Origin of the sequence: Microvirga massiliensis (assembly GCF_001006805.1) — a bacterium.
In the GTDB taxonomy this organism is placed as follows: Bacteria; Pseudomonadota; Alphaproteobacteria; order Rhizobiales; family Beijerinckiaceae; genus Microvirga; species Microvirga massiliensis.
The window spans coordinates 321263-337406 of the sequence record NZ_LN811357.1 but is presented as its reverse complement, the minus strand read 5'-3'; the positions used below and the strand labels follow the sequence as shown (position 1 = coordinate 337406).

Annotated in this window: 13 protein-coding genes and 1 pseudogene; 5 read left to right on the top strand and 9 right to left on the bottom strand. The window is 64.4% G+C overall.

What is annotated here, in order from left to right:
• Positions 1–34: 34 nt before the first annotated feature.
• On the top strand, positions 35–346 hold the full coding sequence (gene sugE / locus BN1233_RS23885) for a quaternary ammonium compound efflux SMR transporter SugE (RefSeq protein ID WP_046866083.1): 312 nt from the start codon (positions 35–37) through the stop codon (positions 344–346).
• A 130-nt stretch (positions 347–476) separates the two neighbouring features.
• Here sugE and BN1233_RS23880 read toward each other — a convergent pair whose 3' ends face one another.
• The 6 genes and pseudogenes from BN1233_RS23880 to BN1233_RS23855 all read right to left on the bottom strand — a co-directional run bounded on the left by BN1233_RS23880 (position 477) and on the right by BN1233_RS23855 (position 6197).
• Entirely contained in the window at positions 477–1148 is a 672-nt protein-coding gene (locus BN1233_RS23880) for a ParA family protein (protein WP_046866082.1), read from the bottom strand.
• A gap of 630 nt (positions 1149–1778) precedes the next feature.
• Positions 1779–2045, bottom strand: coding sequence for a hypothetical protein (locus BN1233_RS47215; RefSeq protein WP_147707474.1), 267 nt, complete (start codon positions 2043–2045; stop codon positions 1779–1781).
• A 77-nt stretch (positions 2046–2122) separates the two neighbouring features.
• Positions 2123–2764 carry a hypothetical protein gene (locus tag BN1233_RS23870; RefSeq protein ID WP_046866081.1) on the bottom strand — a complete coding sequence of 214 codons (642 nt, stop codon included), beginning with the start codon at positions 2762–2764 and terminating at the stop codon, positions 2123–2125.
• Positions 2765–2785: 21 nt separating this feature from the next.
• A pseudogene (locus BN1233_RS23865) lies at positions 2786–4180 on the bottom strand (selenium-binding family protein).
• Between the two features lie 164 nt (positions 4181–4344).
• Positions 4345–5289, bottom strand: a complete 945-nt coding sequence (locus tag BN1233_RS23860; RefSeq protein WP_046866080.1) for a DMT family transporter — start codon at positions 5287–5289, stop codon at positions 4345–4347.
• Positions 5290–5357: 68 nt separating this feature from the next.
• The gene (locus tag BN1233_RS23855; RefSeq protein WP_046866079.1) at positions 5358–6197 is read right to left on the bottom strand and encodes a universal stress protein; all 840 of its coding nucleotides are present in this window, start codon (positions 6195–6197) and stop codon (positions 5358–5360) included.
• Between the two features lie 456 nt (positions 6198–6653).
• Here BN1233_RS23855 and BN1233_RS23850 point away from each other — a divergent pair, with 456 nt between their 5' ends.
• The 4 genes from BN1233_RS23850 (at position 6654) to BN1233_RS23835 (ending at position 11801) form a co-directional block, all read left to right on the top strand.
• On the top strand, positions 6654–8966 hold the full coding sequence (locus BN1233_RS23850) for a PAS-domain containing protein (protein ID WP_187144357.1): 2313 nt from the start codon (positions 6654–6656) through the stop codon (positions 8964–8966).
• Positions 8963–9352: a response regulator gene (locus BN1233_RS23845; RefSeq protein WP_046866077.1), complete on the top strand. Its 390-nt coding sequence runs from the start codon at positions 8963–8965 to the stop codon at positions 9350–9352. Before BN1233_RS23850 ends, BN1233_RS23845 begins: the two co-directional genes overlap by 4 nt.
• A 32-nt stretch (positions 9353–9384) precedes the next feature.
• On the top strand, positions 9385–10533 hold the full coding sequence (locus tag BN1233_RS23840) for an adenylate/guanylate cyclase domain-containing protein (protein ID WP_046866076.1): 1149 nt from the start codon (positions 9385–9387) through the stop codon (positions 10531–10533).
• 227 nt (positions 10534–10760) lie between these two features.
• A complete protein-coding gene (locus BN1233_RS23835) occupies positions 10761–11801 on the top strand; it encodes an endonuclease/exonuclease/phosphatase family protein (RefSeq protein ID WP_046866075.1) in 1041 nt (346 codons plus the stop codon).
• A gap of 30 nt (positions 11802–11831) precedes the next feature.
• Here BN1233_RS23835 and BN1233_RS23830 read toward each other — a convergent pair whose 3' ends face one another.
• The 3 genes from BN1233_RS23830 to BN1233_RS23820 form a co-directional block, all read right to left on the bottom strand.
• Positions 11832–12827, bottom strand: coding sequence for an alpha/beta fold hydrolase (locus tag BN1233_RS23830; protein ID WP_046866074.1), 996 nt, complete (start codon positions 12825–12827; stop codon positions 11832–11834).
• A 61-nt stretch (positions 12828–12888) separates the two neighbouring features.
• Positions 12889–14352, bottom strand: a complete 1464-nt coding sequence (locus BN1233_RS23825; protein ID WP_046866073.1) for an aldo/keto reductase — start codon at positions 14350–14352, stop codon at positions 12889–12891.
• 114 nt (positions 14353–14466) lie between these two features.
• Entirely contained in the window at positions 14467–15738 is a 1272-nt protein-coding gene (locus BN1233_RS23820; RefSeq protein ID WP_046866072.1) for an ABC transporter substrate-binding protein, read from the bottom strand.
• Between the last annotated feature and the right edge of the window lie 406 nt (positions 15739–16144).

Sequence of the window (16144 nt, the reverse complement as noted above, 5' to 3'; positions counted from 1 at the left end):
TCGGCGGGACGGCCTGCCATGACGGAGTTTTGCCATGGCCTGGACCATCCTTTTTGTCGCGGGTCTGCTCGAGATCGGCTGGGCGATCGGGTTGAAATATACCGATGGCTTTACGCGCCCGGTGCCGACCCTGCTCACCGCCGCGAGCATGATCGCGAGTGTGGTGCTCCTCGGACTTGCCCTCAAGTCGCTCCCTGTCGGGACCGCCTATGCGGTCTGGACGGGCATAGGAGCCGTCGGCACAGCGATTCTCGGCATCGTCCTCTTCGCCGAGCCGGCCACCGCCATGCGCCTCGGCGCCATCGGCCTGATCGTCTCCGGGATCATTGCGCTGAAGTTTGCCTGAAGGAGCAGGCTACCCTCGCTTCACCCCGTCATCGCGAGAGCAGCGAAGCGATCCAGCCTGCCCACCTCCGCGCTGCTGGATTGCTTCACTTCGTTCGCAATGACGGAAGTGGCAGGGGACAGGAAGTATCTTACCCGCGCGCCTCGCGTGCGGGTGCTTCGTTACGCCGCCCGCGTTGCGGACGTTCGAGCTGCGCGAGGAGCCAGGAGAGGAGCGCGCGGGTCTCCGCGGCCGCCTTGCCCGAGGGTGCATGCTCCGTCACGCCGAGGCCTGCTGCAAGCGCGTCCATGTGGTCTGCACGATTGGCCAGCGTCGCGTCGGAGACGGCGCTCAGGAGCTGAAGAGCCCGATAGGCGTTCGAGGTGCGGGCTGTGCGCCCTCCGACCGGGCATTGGTTCAGCACGAAGGCGAACGGCTTGTCACGGTCGCTCAGGTAACGGATCGTCGGCTTTGCGGCCTCGATATCGGCAACGCTCGGCCGGACCGGGATGATGCACAGGGTCGCGTCGCGCATCGCGGCCTCGGCGGCTGCATTGTTCGCACCGGGCGTGTCGATGATGATGAGGTCGCATCTCTCGCGCTTCAACGTATAGAGTCGCGACGAGAGGAAGCTCCAGTTGATCGCCTCGACCTCGGGACGCTCCGCCGTGCGGCGGGCTCGCCACTCGGCCGCCGTGCCCTGCGGGTCTACGTCGAGGATGCACGTCTTCAGACCCGACTCCTCTGCAGCAACCGCGAGCGAAACGGCGAGACTGCTTTTCCCGGTCCCGCCCTTTTGCGTCACGAGCGCGAGAACCTTCATGGCGTCTACCCTCCACGGGCAGAGTGTAGACCGAGTTTCCGCACCGCGAGAAGGGAGCGCGCAACGTGCGCGGGCTTCGGTTCCGCTCGGGAACCAAGGTCCCTGCGGTCAGTTCACTCAGGCGCATCAGTCCCGGGCCTGAATGCGCCTTGGTCAGCTCTTCGCTCAGGGAGGCTCACTTGCGAAAGGCACTCTTGCTTGCAGCCGGACTCACTCTCGCCGCGACTTCGGCGTGGAGCCAGTCCACGCGGGACCGCGATGACGACGATCGGGGTGACTGGCGTGAGATGAGGAAGGAATGGAATCGGCACTCTGACGATCGGCGTTCGGACGACTGGCGCGATCGCTCCAGGTGGGACGACGGTGAGGGGCGACGCGCAACTGGCGCTCGGTTCTTTCTCCGCAGCGGCGACACGCAGCTGCGCATCGTCTGCGACGAACGGGAATCGATGCGGACGTGTGTCGATGCTGCGCTGACCATGTTCGACCGCGTGCGGTCGCGGCAGGACACGTCCTCGGGCTCGACCGCACCGGCATCACCGTCCACGACTTCTCCCTCCCGGTAGCCAGGATTGGCATCGACCGTGTGGCGGGCGCTGCCCGCCACTCCCTGGCTACCGTAAACTCTGCCTAATCCTCGCAGACCCGGTAGCGCCTGATCACGAGATCGCCGTATCGATCTCTGAATTGCCGACGGACCCAGTAGCAGTCGCGATCAGGCCCTCTGCGACGCCACTCCCGGTCACGATCCCAATCGCGGTCTCGTTCCCAATCACGATCCCAGCCTCGTCCCCGGTCCCAATCTCGATCCCAGGGCTGAGCCGAAACGCTTCCTGCTATGCCCGTTGCGAGCAGGCTTCCCAGGAGCACGATCGATAACAGCTTGGGCTTCGTCATTCGCGGCCTCCGAGCCGATGTGAACACGCAGCCCAACGTATGGGGCGCAGGGGCGTTCCGGGGCGTCGCGGGCGTGCTCATCGGATGAGCAACAAGCTTCCCGTCACGATGAGGGCTGCGCTCCAGACGAGGTCCAGGTTGATCCAGCCACGCCTTAGAAAAGCGAGATCCGTGCAGCGGTAAACCAGGGTGGAGACCGCTCCGATCACGATCAGCATCGTTCCGGTGTGCACGCCCAAGGCTGCGAAAGCCAGCAAGGTCGGCTGGTCCGGCGCTGCTCCGCCGACCGACCCCGGCGAGAGGCACAGAGGTAGAACGATGGGGACGAGCATCAAGCCGGCTCCGTGGGCGCTCGCCATCAGGAAGGACCAGATTCCGAGCCCGAGCAGGCCGGTCTGCATGCCAATCCGCACGCGGCGGCGGTGTCCGTAGGCGGCATGCCAGCAGGCCCAGCCGATCAGGATGATGCCGGCCGTTCTGGAAAACAGGTGCTGATCCAGGAGCAGACCGGCAAAGAGGACTGCAACCAGGACGACCGCGACCGACAGTGCATGGCCGAGGGCGATCGGGGCGAGGGCGGCCAGAACGACAGCGCCGCTCCGTCGCTGAAAACCGAGGGCAACTGCGAACAGCCAGCCCATGGCCGGATTGAGTCCGTGGAACGCGCCGAGGCCCGCAACCGCGAGCCAGGGCGCCCAACTGCCCGCGGTGATCTCCATCACCTCCCCTCGGAGCCGCCCTTACGGGAAGCAATAGGAATCGGACGAGCAGTCGCCTCCCTGCAGCCTGACCTGATGCGGGAGATGGCCCTTCGACCACTCGATGAAGAACTCGGGGTCGAATTCGATTCCACCCTCCGGACCGGCATCGAGCTTCACCATCCAGCCCTCGAGACCATTGTGATAGAACTGCTTGTCGATGGCGCCGTAGAGAGAGTTGGTGAAGTAGACCCGCCGCCCGTCGCGGCTGATCTCGACCATCTGTGGGCCGCCCGTGAGATGCCCGTTCTTTGCCGCCGGATGGCTCGCCCGCGAGACGATTCCGCCGATCCGCACCTTGCCGGTCAGCTTCGGATTGAAAGGATCTGACACGTCGTATTGCTGGAGATCTCCCGTACCTCAGCACGCCACGTAAAGGAAGCGATCGTCCATCGAGAGATCGATGTCGGTGACGAGGGGCGGCACCGCGCCGAAGCCCTTGAGCATGGGCGGCAGGTCATCGGCATGGGCCGGTTCGGCGGGTATGCTGATCACCTTCTTGACCGCCCAGCGCTCACCGTCGCGATACCAGGTCCAGATCGAGGACGAGAGATCCTTCAGGCTGATGACGCAGTTCACGAAGCCGTGCGCCTTGGTGGGGTCATGGGCGGGACGCAGCTCGAATACGAGCTGATGTTCCTCGCCGAAGTCGATCTCCTGGAGATGCGTCCGCTTGTTGAGATCCCAGAAATGCAGCCGTCGGCCATATTGCGATCCGAGCAGCACCTCAGGAATGAGGCCGTTTTCGAAGGTGTCGGGCGTTCCCCACTCGCTCGTCACCATCGTGTCGTAACCGAGGTGCCACCAGCCGTCGTAGGCCAGCTTCTGCGGACCGTGATCCTTCTCCCACGGGCCGAGCGGCTCGAAGGTCTCGTGGTCGATCATGAAGATGCCGCCCGGCGCGTTGCCCTCCGCGTTTCCCAACGCCGTGACGTAAATGCCGTCGGGTCCGCAATGAATCGTGTGCGGGCGCGTATATCCGGTCTTTGCCGCGATCTCCTCGGGCTCGATCACCTTGACGACTTTCGGGTTTACCGGATCAGGCTTAGTGTCGAGGATATGAATCCGCGACGAACGCAGTCCCGGCACGACGAGATAGCGCCGCTCGACATGCGGGTGCGGCGCATTGGGGCACAGATTGGACGAGCACGCGTTCCACCCGAAATGATGGAGCTCGTCGCCCGTGTTGGGCATGGACACCGAACCGACGATCCGCGCGTAGGACGGCGACTTCTCATCGACATCGACGACCGCGATGCCGTCGGGCCGCTGCCGTTCGGGATCGAACACGGCGACGTAGGCGAGGGCCTCGGGCGGGCCTTGCTCGGCTATGCGTGGCGAAGGGTAGAAACTCGGATCGGGACGCCAAGTCGGCATTGTATCCTCCCCTGAAGGAATGGACGGATACGCATTCCCAGCACCGCGGCGCAGCCTCTGGTTGCGCGACGGAATGACTTTACATCAATTTGGGCTCGCCGGCTGTGAAAACCGTCATGGCCATTACCCTATGAGCGCGCCGGTACAGGCGGGAAGTGCCATCTTCACGTCTCCGCCGACGGGAAAGGCTGCCCCGAAGGAGCGGGCGAGGGTGGAGATGCGGCGATGGCCCGCCTGGCGCGGCGCTCGATGACGATCAGGGCCACACCGGCGCCACAGATCACAGCCGCGCCTATGATCGTCCAGAGTTCCGCGATATCGCCGAAGACGAGATAACCGAGAATGATGGCCCAGACGATGAGGGTATACTGGAAGGGCGCTACCACCGAAGCGGGCGCGAGCCGGAGAGAGCGGTTGACGCAGATATGGCCAGTCATGGCGATGAGGCCGAGGAGCGAGAGAAGCACGAAATCGAGAGAACTCGGGGAAACCCAGCCGAAGGGCGATGCGATGGCGCCGAACACGAGCGCACCGAGCGTCTGCCCGAGCACCAAGCTCGTGCCGCTGGTGTCGCGGAGCCGCCGCGTCGTGATCATCAGGAGGGCGAAGCAAAGGCTTCCCACGAGCGCCACCGTGACCGGCAGGGTCAGTGTCTCGGATGATGGACGCAGGGCCAACACGACACCGACAAAGCCGACGGCGATGACCGACACCCGTAATAGGTCGATCCGCTCCTTCAGCCAGACGGCCGCGATCGCGGCGACATAGATCGGGGCTGCGAGGTAGCATGTCATGACGTCGGCGAGCGGCAGCCACATGACCGCCCAGTAGAAACAGGCGACTTCGAGCGTCGAGAAGACGATCCGCAGAATGTAAAGGCCAGGCGCAGACGGAAAATAGAGCCGCTCGCCTCGGTACCAGATGGCCGCGGTCAACACCACCAGGGCCGCGGCGCTGCGGAGCAGGAGCACCTGTCCGACCGAATAGGTCGCCACGAGCCATTTTCCCATGACGTCATTGATGGAAAACAGCAGGATGCCCAGCAGCATCAGCAGGATGCCGTGGAACGACGCAGAGCGGCCTGCCACCGGAGTGGTGTGCATGTTCATGAAAGCTGATGCCAGGGACGGCCGCGGAACGCGGGCGCGCTCTCCCTGTGCCGCTCGCCGCGGCGCTGTCAATGCGCCATGAGGACCGGAATGGTGGTCCGGGCGAGGATATGGCTCGTTGCCCCACCGAAGAACATCTGACGGAGGCGGCTCTGCGTATAGGCGCCTTTCACGAGGAGATCGCAGCCGAGTGCCGTTGCTTCGGCCAAGATGGCTTCACCCGGCCGGTTGTCCGGATCCGGTATGGTGCGCGCTTCGACCGCCAGGTCGTGCATGCGCAGAAGACGGGCGAGATCCGCTCCGACAGGGCCTTCCACTCCCCAACCCTCGAGTTCCAGAACGACCACCCGGCGTGCGCGCTTGAGCAGCGGCATGGCGGCCGCCACCGTGCGCGCCGTTTCGGTGCTCCTGTTCCATGCGATGACGACGGTCTCGCCGAGCGTCTCGGGAACGTTCGGGGCTGCGATCAGGACCGGCCGTCCGGCTTCGAACAGGGCGGCCTCCACGGTCGACGCGCGCGGGTGGTTGGCCGATCCGTCCGGGCGTCCGACGACACAGATATCGAAGATGCGCCCGTACGATCCCACGAAGGCATCGTCCATGAGGTCCTTCTGGCGCCATCCGAAGGACAATCCCGGCACTCCCGCCGATGCGGAGGACGAAATGCCGGCGGTGCGCATGAAGCTCTCGAAGTGCCTCCGGCAGGTCGCAGCCATCTCGTGCCGCGTCTCCGGGGCCACGGGAGACGGCACACCTATTGCAATATCGATGGGCAGCACCACCGGAAGGTCGAAGGTGACCGCGATGCCCTCGATGTAGCTGTCGAACCTGCGTCCGAGCAGGAGCGCGGTCTCCAGAACCGAGTCGACGAGGCTGTGTTCCTCGACGGGTACGAGAATGGTTTTCATGGTGGCGTAGTGAACCCTATACGGACGCTGCCAGCAAGGGGGCGCATGGCAGCCGTTCCGACGTATCCAGAGGGTGATCCATATCGGGCCTTGCCCGATCCCTTCCTGCCATCGAAGGCGGCGGACGATGCATTTCGCCGATGATTGTTTGGGAGCGCACGAGGTCTCTGGTAAGGTCCTGCCGAAGCTAGCCGATTGCTTAGTCATGCGCTTCGTTGTCCATCCGCCATCCAGGGCTCGGTGCAAGGCCTGCTCGGGGGGCGTGGTTCCCTCAGCGTGCTGTCTTCCTGTGCTTTTCAGGGGAGAGCTGCCAGGAAAGTGCCCGCGAATGGCTGCGGCGCGGACGGCAATCGACTCATGACGATCCAGGCCGCGATCGGCGCTGCCCTTGTGCCTCGGCGGGTTCTTTCCCGCTCCGGCATCGGCCGGACCGATGGCGCATGAGCGGACATGGGCATGCTGCATCCACGCCGCGAACTCGACACTCTGCTGAACACGGTCGATTACGGGATCCTCTTCCTCGACGCCAATCTCAACGTTCGCCTTGGAAACAGGGCCTATCGGGAGATCTTCGGCGTACCCGCCAGCCTCGTCGAAAGTTGTCCGAATGCACGCGATCTATTCGAATTCTGCCGAGCGCGCGGCGTCTATCCGTTTCGGGACAGGGCGTGGGATGCCTATGTCGAGATGCGCCTGAAGGCGATCCGCGCGGGCGACATTGCACCCACGGAGCTGAACCTCGCCGACGGGCGAATCCTGCGCTATCAGTGCGTCGCCATGCCGGACGGCGGCCGGATGCTGACCTACCAGGACGTCACCGACCAGGTTCGGCGGGAGCGGGACCTTGAGGCTGCCGAGCAGCGCTCGCGCCATTTCCTCGAAGTCGCCCCATTCCCCTTGGCCGTAAGCCGGCTCGCCGACGGGATCGTTCTTTATGCGAACCAGCGTGCGGCAGAGATCTTCGGGATCCCCGTGGACGGCATCGTTGGCAGGCCTGCGCCGGACTTCTATGCGGTTCCGAGCGACCGCCGGAGAGTGCTCGAGATCATCGCCGAGGTTGGGCGGGTCCGCGATTTCGAGGTGCCGATGCGCGGGCGCGACGGCCGACTGTTCTGGGCCCTGACGAGTGCCGTCGCAGCGGATTGGGAGGGGCAGCGCGTCCTTCTGACGGCCTTCAACGACATCACGGATCTGAAGGAGCGTGAGCACCAGCTCCTCGAGGCCAAGCGCGCAACCGACGCAGCCGTGCGAGATCTGAACGCCGTCCTGAACACGATCGATTATGGCATTCTGTTTCTCGACCACGAGCTCCGGACCCGGCTTGCAAACCGCGCCTACCGTGAAATCTGGAAAATGCCAGCCAGCTTCTATGATCGACCTCGCACTCTCGGCGAGGACATGGAGGCAAGCCGGGACCAGAGCCTCTATAGCGTTTCCCCGGCAGAATGGGACCGCTACGTCCGCGACCGTATTGAGGAGATCAAATCCGGCAGTATTCCGCCGCGCGAGCTCTTTCTCGCAAACGGGACGACCGTGCAGTACCAGTGCATCGCGCTGCCGGATGGCGGGCGCATGCTGACCTACTTCGAGACCACCGACATCAAGCGCCGCGAGCACGAGCTCGAAGAGGCCAATCGCGGCAAGGATGCAGCACTTCGGGATCTCTCCGCGCTTCTGGAAGCCATCGATTACGGCGTCCTGTTTCTCGATGCGGATCTGCGGATCCGTCTCACGAATCGCGCCTATCGCGAAATCTGGGGCATCGCTGCGGAATTCTATACTGAGCCTCGGCGGCTTGCGGACGACCTATGGAGGCGCTGGGAAAACGGGCTCTATCCTCTCTTGCAGCAGGATTTTGAGATCTATATCGGCGAGCGCGAGGCCGCGATCCGGCACGCTACCGAGCCGATGCGCGAGCGCCTTTTGCCCAACGGCAAGGTCATCCAGTCTCGCATCATACCGCTGCCGGACGGTGGCCGGATGCTGAGCTATCTCGACATCTCGGCGCTCAAGCAGATCGAATATGACTTGCGCGATGCGACGGCCCGCGCGGAGGCGGCGAGCCGAGCGAAATCCCAGTTTCTGGCCAGCATCAGCCATGAGGTGCGAACACCCTTGAACGCCGTGCTCGGCTATACCGAGATGGTACTCGACGGGCTCTACGGTGACGTCGCGGCGCGTGCGAGGGAGCCGCTGATGCGGGTCGAAGCGAACGGCAAGCACCTCCTCGCGCTCATCAACGACGTGCTCGACTTCTCGAAGATCGAGGCAGGTGAACTCGGGCTCGCCGAGGCGCCCACCTCCATTCGCGACATTGTCCAGGCCGTCCTCGCCGCAACCGAAGGCCTTGCCGAGAGCAAGGGGCTGACCCTTGTCGCGGAACTCCCGGATTGCCTGCCGCTCGTGCAGGGCGACGAGCGGCGCCTGACACAGGTTTTCCTGAATCTCGTCGGGAATGCCGTCAAGTTCACCGAGTGCGGCTCGATCCGGATCCGTGTTGCGGCCGGAGCGTCGGGCATCTGCGTGGATGTTCAGGATACGGGCATCGGAATCCCGGAGGACGAGCGCGAGCAGATCTTCGAGAGCTTCCAGCAAGGCAGCAATGCGATCCCGCGCGCCGAGTCGGGCACAGGTCTCGGGCTCGCCATCTCGAAAAGGATCATCGAGATGCACGGGGGCTCGATCAGCGTCACATCCGAGGTCGGGCGCGGGTCGGTCTTCTCAGTGACGCTGCCGGCCGGTCGCAGGAGCCGGGAGATGGTCGCGTGACATCCGGAAGGATCCTCGTCGTCGAGGATACCGCGGACAACCGCGCCATCCTGCGCGATCTCCTGACCCATGCAGGGTTCGAGGTTGTCGAGGCGGCCGATGGCGAGGCAGGCGTGTCCGAGGCGCGCGCGATCCGGCCTGATCTCATCGTCATGGATCTGCAGCTGCCGGTGCTCGACGGCTACGAGGCGACGCGCCAGATCCGGGGGGAGGCCACCCTTGCTGCGGTCCCGATCATCGCGGTCACCTCCTTTGCCCTGCCGGGCGACGAAGAGAAGGCCCGCCGCGCAGGCTGCGACCACTACGTGACAAAACCGTTCAGCCCTCGGGAACTCCTCGCGACGATCCGCGCTCTCCTTGCAGGTGGCCTGAACAGCAGCCCGTGACATCGCACAGCGGATGTGGGAAGAGCCGAAGGATGCGAGACAAGCCCCTTGTTCTTGCGGTCGATGACCGAGCCGAGAACCTCGACATCGTCCGGGTGCGGCTCGAAGCGCAGGGCTACGAGGTGCTCACCGCCACGGGCGGGGAGGCCGCACTCGCGATCGTCTCGGATGCCAGCCCCGATCTCATCCTCCTCGATATCATGATGCCCGGGATGGACGGCATCGAAGTGACGCGCCGGCTGAAGGGCGATCCGGCGACACGGCCGATCCCCGTCCTGCTGCTGACGGCCAAGGCCGATGTGCACGACGTCGTCGACGGCCTGAACGCCGGAGCGGACGACTACGTCACGAAACCCTTCGATCATTCCACGCTCACCGCCCGTGTCCGCTCGCTGCTCCGCACCAAGGCGCTTTACGACACCGCCGAGCGGCAGGCAGCGGAGCTCGCGATCCTCAACCGGGATCTCGAAGCCCGCGTCACGCGCCAAGTTGCCGAACTCGAGCGGACCCGCAGCCTCCAGCGGTTCCTGGCTCCCCAGGTCGCCGATTTCCTCCTGAAGCAGGGGGACGAGGCCTCGATCCTCGATCATCATCGTCGCGAGATCGTGGTGCTGTTCTGTGATCTGCGAGGGTTCACGAGCTTTGCGGAAAGCGCCGAGCCCGAGGAGGTCATGGATCTTCTCGGCCGCTACCACGCGACCCTCGGTCCTCTCATCCATCAGGCCGAGGGTACGCTGGAGCGGTTCACCGGCGATGGAATGATGGTGTTCTTCAATGATCCGCTGCCATGCGAGGCGCCGGCCGTCAAGGCGGTCTCGCTTGCCGTCGAGATGCGGGCAAAATGCGCCGAGCTGGCCCGATTCTTTGCAGCGAGAGGGCACACGATCGGGTTCGGGGTCGGGGTCGCACAGGGTTATGCGACGCTCGGGCGGATTGGGTTCGAGGGGAGGTTCGATTACGCCGCGATCGGCACCGTCACCAACATCGCCGCGCGCCTCTGCAGCGAGGCGCGGGATGGCCAGATCCTCGTCACGCGTCGCGTCGCCCTCGAGTCCGCCGATGCCGCCCGAACGACATCCCTCGGCGAGGTTCACCTGCGCGGAATCTCCAAGGCACTCGAGGTCTTCAATGTAGATGGCCTCGTCGGGGATTCGTCGGGTTCGGACGAGAATGCGGCGTGAGTGAATTGCTGCGGTGCTGCCTCATCGGAGAGAGGCCGCGCGAGTAAGCGTGTCGGCATCGCGCGCTGATCAGCGCTGTGTTTTTCAGCTGCGCTTTGTTTTCTGAATTCGAGGAGTGCGCTGCCACGCTCACTGAACTATGCAGCGAAGGAGGCTTTCGGAACATATCGCCGCCCACCGGATTTCGCTGGCATGGCGCATGCACTGTCACTGAAGCGAGGCTCACCATGCGGGCTGTAGTCGATCGCGTGGAATCGCGGATTCCGAAAGTCGACGAATCGGTGTTGCAGGCGGCGCGCTCCGCCGAGAAGTCGGCGGACGAGCATGCACGATTCCTGGCACGCATCGAGGCACTTCATGTGCTGGAAATGCATCCTCCGGTGGATCCTGCTCCCGTCCCCGGTCACCTGACGATTGCCGCGTTCAACTGCGAACGATTGAAATATCCGGACATAGCGCGCCGCTTGCTCAATCAAGCTGGGGCGAGCATTGCGCTCCTGAGCGAAGTCGATGGCGGCATGGCGCGGTCCGGCAACCGGCATACGGTCGAGACGCTCGCAGCGCCGAACCAGGAGGGCTACGTATTTGGAGTCGAGTTCGTCGAACTCGACCTCGGCGATGAAAATGAAACGCGCATCCATGCAGGTGAGACCAACCGTGGCAGCTTCCATGGAAACGCGATCGTCTCGGCGCATGCTCTGGCGGATCCGAAACTCGTACGGCTCGAGGAGTCAGGGAGATGGTTTGCGGGGCGCAACGGTTGGCAGCACAGGATCGGCGGGCGCATCGCGATCGTGGCGCGGCTCGAAGGAGCGGCAGTGCCTCTTTGGGTTGTCTCCGTGCACCTCGAGAGCCAGTCGGATCCGGACGATCGGGCCATGCAGATGCGACGCCTGCTCGAAGCGTTGGATGACCTTGCACCCGATGCCGCAATGGTGATCGGAGGAGACTTCAATACCAAGGCTCTGCCGCGTGACGCGGCCGGCCTCGCTGCGGTTCTCGACGATCCGGAACGATTCGAACCGCTCTTCGCGCATGTGCGCAGGGCCGGCTTCGAGTGGGCATCCTGCAATCGTTCGGCAGCGACGCAACGCGCGGGACCACTCGACGAGCCGAACCCGCCTTACGGCAAGCTCGACTGGTTGCTCGTACGCGGTGTCACCGCCAGCAATCCTCGCGTCATCCCCGCCCTCGACGAGAACAGCCTACCGATCTCGGACCACGAGATCGTGTGCGTCGATGTCTCGATCGAAAACCGGTCCCGATAGGCCTGCCTGCGGTCCACGGCATCGGGGTGACTACCTGCGCATGCCGGCTGCTGCGGCGATCTCCTCGATGGCGCGAGCCACGGCGGCCGGCGCAACGTGGTGGACCATGTGCCCCGCGCCGGACACGATCGTGAGGCGCGCATCGGGAAGGTCACCCGCGAGCCTGAGGGCATGCGGCTCCTTGTGGACGATCCGGTCACCGCTCCCGGTCACGATCGCGGTCGGGATGCGAAGCCTGGAATAGTGCCGGCGCAGGCGAGCCGCTGTCGGGATGAGATACATGGAATCGGATGCCGCGGCGTGCAGATGCCCGGGCCGAAGGACGAGATCGTGCGGGAATCTGCGTCTGAACCGACGTGTGACGGGCGCTGGCGTAAAGATTGCTTTGTAGAGCCCCGGCAGGAGAGTGTGTACCACGAGGGGGCTCACGGTATAGCACATGGTATCGCCGAGGATCGGCGCCGCATTGGGGCTCACGAGCGCAACGTCGGGACGGGCCGTCGGATAGTAATAGCCTGACATGAGCACGAGCCCAGCGACGCGGTCTGGGGCGAGCACTGCGAGCGAGAGGGCAACCTGGGCTCCGAGGGAATGTCCGATGACGAGAGCTCGCTCGATGCCGAGTCGATTCAGAAAATGCAGGAACAGGTCCGCCTGGGCTTCCGGCGTCCATCGGTGGAAGCGCGGCCTCTCCGTATACCCGAAGCCGGGCCGGTCGGGGATGATGACGCGATGGCTGCTGGCAAGTTCCTCGACCAGGCCGCTCGCCGTCATCTCCTCGGTGGTCGCGCCATTTCCGTGAAAGATCAGCGTCGGCGGGCCCGACCCGATATCCCGGTAATGGACCCGAATGCCGCCGATCGTCACGAAACGGCCTTCAGGCGGATTGCGCCGCTCGGCCTGGCGCGTCCGGACGACCGTTGCGAGAGCGAGGCCCGCGAGGAGTCCCGCCGTTCCGATAATCGCAGAACCTAGGCCAAAGGCTCGAGATTTCGGAGGAAGTGTGGGCTGATGGTTGTGCGCCATGATCTTCCTCCCGTGACGAGGCCCCAACGGGCGGACACGGGGAGGGTTCCAGGCGCTACCGCTATTCCACTAGGGCCTCGGTCTCGATCTCGACGAGGTAATCGCCGATGAGGCGTGAGATCTCGAGGAGCGTATTGGCGGGGCGCGCTTCTCCGAAGCGGCGCCCATGCACCCGCGATACCAGTTCCCAATGATCGGCATTCTGCAGATACACGCGGGTGCGCACGACATCGTCGAGGCTGCCGCCCAGGGCGGACAGGCTCGCCGCGATCTTGTCGAGAATGTAGACGGTCTGCCCGGCGGGATCGCCCGGGCAGATGACCTCGCCGGAACCATGGGTCGCGGTGGTGCCGCTGACGAGGATGCGATTGCCGGTGCGAACGGCGCGGCTGTAGCCGCAGATCCCTTCCCAGACGCTGCCCGTGTCGACCCGCTGGCGCCCCGGCCGCCCTGGAACCGGAGACGCTTCGAAGTATTTCGGGATGCCCGAAAGGTGATGGCTGAGATCGCCGGAGGCGGTCAGGAACGGCGGGCGGCGGTATTCGTCGCCGCAATCGCCGGGAATGCGTTTCGTGCGCGCGAGCGCCGCATCGATCCGGGCATGATCCTCCGCGTCGAGGGCGAACGAGAAGAGCGCGAGGTTGTCGTCGCGGTGCTCGCTCTCGCCGAGGCGAGCGCCCACGATGATCGTCGCGACGGCCGGCTGCTCGAGAACCCAGCGCGAGGCGACATTCGCGACGGAAACGCCGTGCTTCGTTGCGATCTCACGGCACGCGGCGAGAATGCCCTGGAGAGCATCCCAGCCTCCTGCCTCGTCGATGAAGCGCTTGTATTTCGATTTGCTCCAGTCCGGGATCGTCGTCGGCTCCGGGGCGCCGACCCAGCGGTCCGTGAGAAAGCCGCCCTGCAGAGTGCCATAGGCGAGAAGGCGCACTCCGCTTTGGAGGCAGAATGCGCTCATGTCTTCCGCCGCCCGGCGGTCGAGCAGCGAGAAGGAGACCTGGTTCGAGATGATCGGAAATCCGTGCTTCACCAGAAGCCGCAGGTGATCCGTGTCGACATTCGTGACGCCGATATAACGGATCACGCCCTCATTGCGGAGAGCGGTGAGCTCCTTGAAGGCGTCGATATAAGCGAGATGCTCGAAGGTCCACCAATGGAACTGCAGGAGATCGATCGATTGCACGCCGAGACGCTCACGCCGCTCCTCGACTCCGGCCCGAACGACCGCGCGCGTCATCGCTTCCGGAGCCGGGCACCATTTCGTGAAAGCGACAGGCCTCGTGGCCGTGTCTGCGCGTGCAAGGAGACGGCCCGTGATGATCTCGGCGCTGCCGTAATGGTCGGCCATGTCGAAGCTGTCGAAGCCGGCCCGGGCATAGGCCAGCATGTGCTCCGCCGCGAGATCGGGATCGAGGACGCGTCCATTCCTCTCCATGTCGGCGACCTGCCACAGGCCGGTGACGACGCGGCTGATCTCGAGACTGGGCGCGAGTTCGACCCGGTCAGGCTGCCGAGGTTTCATGAGACACTCCAAAGGTGGCATACGTCCAGGCAGGACGGCGCCGCGGGCACGGGTGTGCGCGACGCGTGATTTCCGCCATCGAGGCGAGGGAAGGAGCGTGCGACGCGCTGATGTCTACCGCGCCTGCGCCTTCGCCTTGACGGCATTCACTTCATCGACCGACATCTGGCCGACGGTCGTGACCTCGCCGTCCTTGATGCGCCACAGGCGGAAGGGACCCGTAATATCGCCGAAGTTGTCGAAGCTCACCGGCCCGATGACACCGACATAGCGTACGGGCTTGCCTTCCTTGATCAATTGCAGCGCCTTTCTGAAGCCGTCCGGCCCGGCGTAAACGACCTCGCCTTCACTGCCCGTCACCTTGCGCATCGCATCGCGGATCGCAGACGCCTCGAACTTGCCGGCTTGTGCGATCGCGAGACCAAGGATCGCTGCTGCATCATAGGTGCGATCGGCAGCGGGCGCATTCGGGTCGATGCCGCCCGACATGGCCGCGTAGGCATTCGCAAAATGCTCCGTCGACGGTGTACGCGTCGTGCCCGACGACGTACCGAAGGCGTTATTCAGGTTCCGAGGACCGACGTCTCGGATGAAATCTGCACTGTTCATGCCGTCATTGAGGAGGAACGTTGCAGCGCCGCCCTGCGAGATCCAGGTTCGCGCGATCGTGGTGCCGTCACCCGGATAGGCGACGAGATAAAGGGCCGGCGGATCGCCGTCGAGCGCGTTCGTGGCTTCTGGAGCATAGGAGGCCTGCCCCTGGTTGTAGGGAGTGATGCTCGTGATCTCGCCGCCGAGGGCCTCATAAGCGCGGCGGAACTCGGCCACCATGTTGACGCCGAAGTCGTTGTTCACGTGAATGATTGCGAGCTTCTTGAGCCCCTGATCCATGGCGTATTTGGCTGCGGCCGTACCCTGGAGAGCATCCGAGGTGATCGTGCGGAAGAAGACGCCGTTCGCCTTGCCTTCCTGCGCGATGCGGGTGAGGGTGGGGGAGGAGGAAGCAGGCGAGATCTGGACGACGCCCGCGGGGGCCGTCACGGAGGTCAGGACCGGGATCGAGACCGAAGAGATGATTCCGCCGATGATCGCCGGCACGCGCCGAAGATCGACGAGCTGCCGGGCCTGATCGACGGCCACCGAGCCCTGGCTCTGTGAATCGCGCAGATCCACCGCAAGCGGGCAGCCTGCCACGCCGCCGGCCTCGTTGATTTCCTTGAAAGCCAGTTCGACCGATTTGGCCGCCGCCTGCCCGAACCGCCCGGCAGGCCCGGTGAGCTCGACCAGCACTCCGACGGTGTGGGGGCAATCGCCCTGCGCGGCAGCAGAAAACGGTGCGAGAGCCGCGGCGAAGGCCGCAGCCGAAAGGAACGATGCGAGGCGCACGGCCGAACTCTCCCTGGTGCTCCTGTCATTGGTCGGGACGGAGCTTTGTTTCTCCGGACGAAACCGCCCGTCAGTTCAGTTTTTAGGCTCTGCCCGTCTTTGGCAAGCGTCTCACCCTCCGGCGGGCTTTAACTCCGGTGCGGCAGCATCCCGCATGGCCGCCATCCGTCGTGCGAGTGTCGGGGGAAGAGCGTGGCAGGAGAGATTTCCCAATCTCCCCGTTTCGAATGATCGCAGATTAGCTGGGTTGCCTCACTTCGGGCGGATCATAAGTTGGGCGTGGCGCCGTTCTTTGCGGGTTTCGAGCGGTCAACCTATGATGAGTGCTCTGCTACACTTTGGTAGAGCACCCGGTTGCATTAGGACTTTCACGAAAGGTGAGGCGTGGAGGCGAGGCTCCCACTGC

Coding starts and splice junctions, on each gene's coding strand:
- sugE (WP_046866083.1), top strand. CDS start 35: ATGGCCTGGACCATCCTTTTTGTCGCGGGTCTGCTCGAGATCGGCTGG.
- BN1233_RS23880 (WP_046866082.1), bottom strand. CDS start 1,148: ATGAAGGTTCTCGCGCTCGTGACGCAAAAGGGCGGGACCGGGAAAAGC.
- BN1233_RS47215 (WP_147707474.1), bottom strand. CDS start 2,045: ATGACGAAGCCCAAGCTGTTATCGATCGTGCTCCTGGGAAGCCTGCTC.
- BN1233_RS23870 (WP_046866081.1), bottom strand. CDS start 2,764: ATGGAGATCACCGCGGGCAGTTGGGCGCCCTGGCTCGCGGTTGCGGGC.
- BN1233_RS23860 (WP_046866080.1), bottom strand. CDS start 5,289: ATGAACATGCACACCACTCCGGTGGCAGGCCGCTCTGCGTCGTTCCAC.
- BN1233_RS23855 (WP_046866079.1), bottom strand. CDS start 6,197: ATGAAAACCATTCTCGTACCCGTCGAGGAACACAGCCTCGTCGACTCG.
- BN1233_RS23850 (WP_187144357.1), top strand. CDS start 6,654: ATGCTGCATCCACGCCGCGAACTCGACACTCTGCTGAACACGGTCGAT.
- BN1233_RS23840 (WP_046866076.1), top strand. CDS start 9,385: ATGCGAGACAAGCCCCTTGTTCTTGCGGTCGATGACCGAGCCGAGAAC.
- BN1233_RS23835 (WP_046866075.1), top strand. CDS start 10,761: ATGCGGGCTGTAGTCGATCGCGTGGAATCGCGGATTCCGAAAGTCGAC.
- BN1233_RS23830 (WP_046866074.1), bottom strand. CDS start 12,827: ATGGCGCACAACCATCAGCCCACACTTCCTCCGAAATCTCGAGCCTTT.
- BN1233_RS23825 (WP_046866073.1), bottom strand. CDS start 14,352: ATGAAACCTCGGCAGCCTGACCGGGTCGAACTCGCGCCCAGTCTCGAG.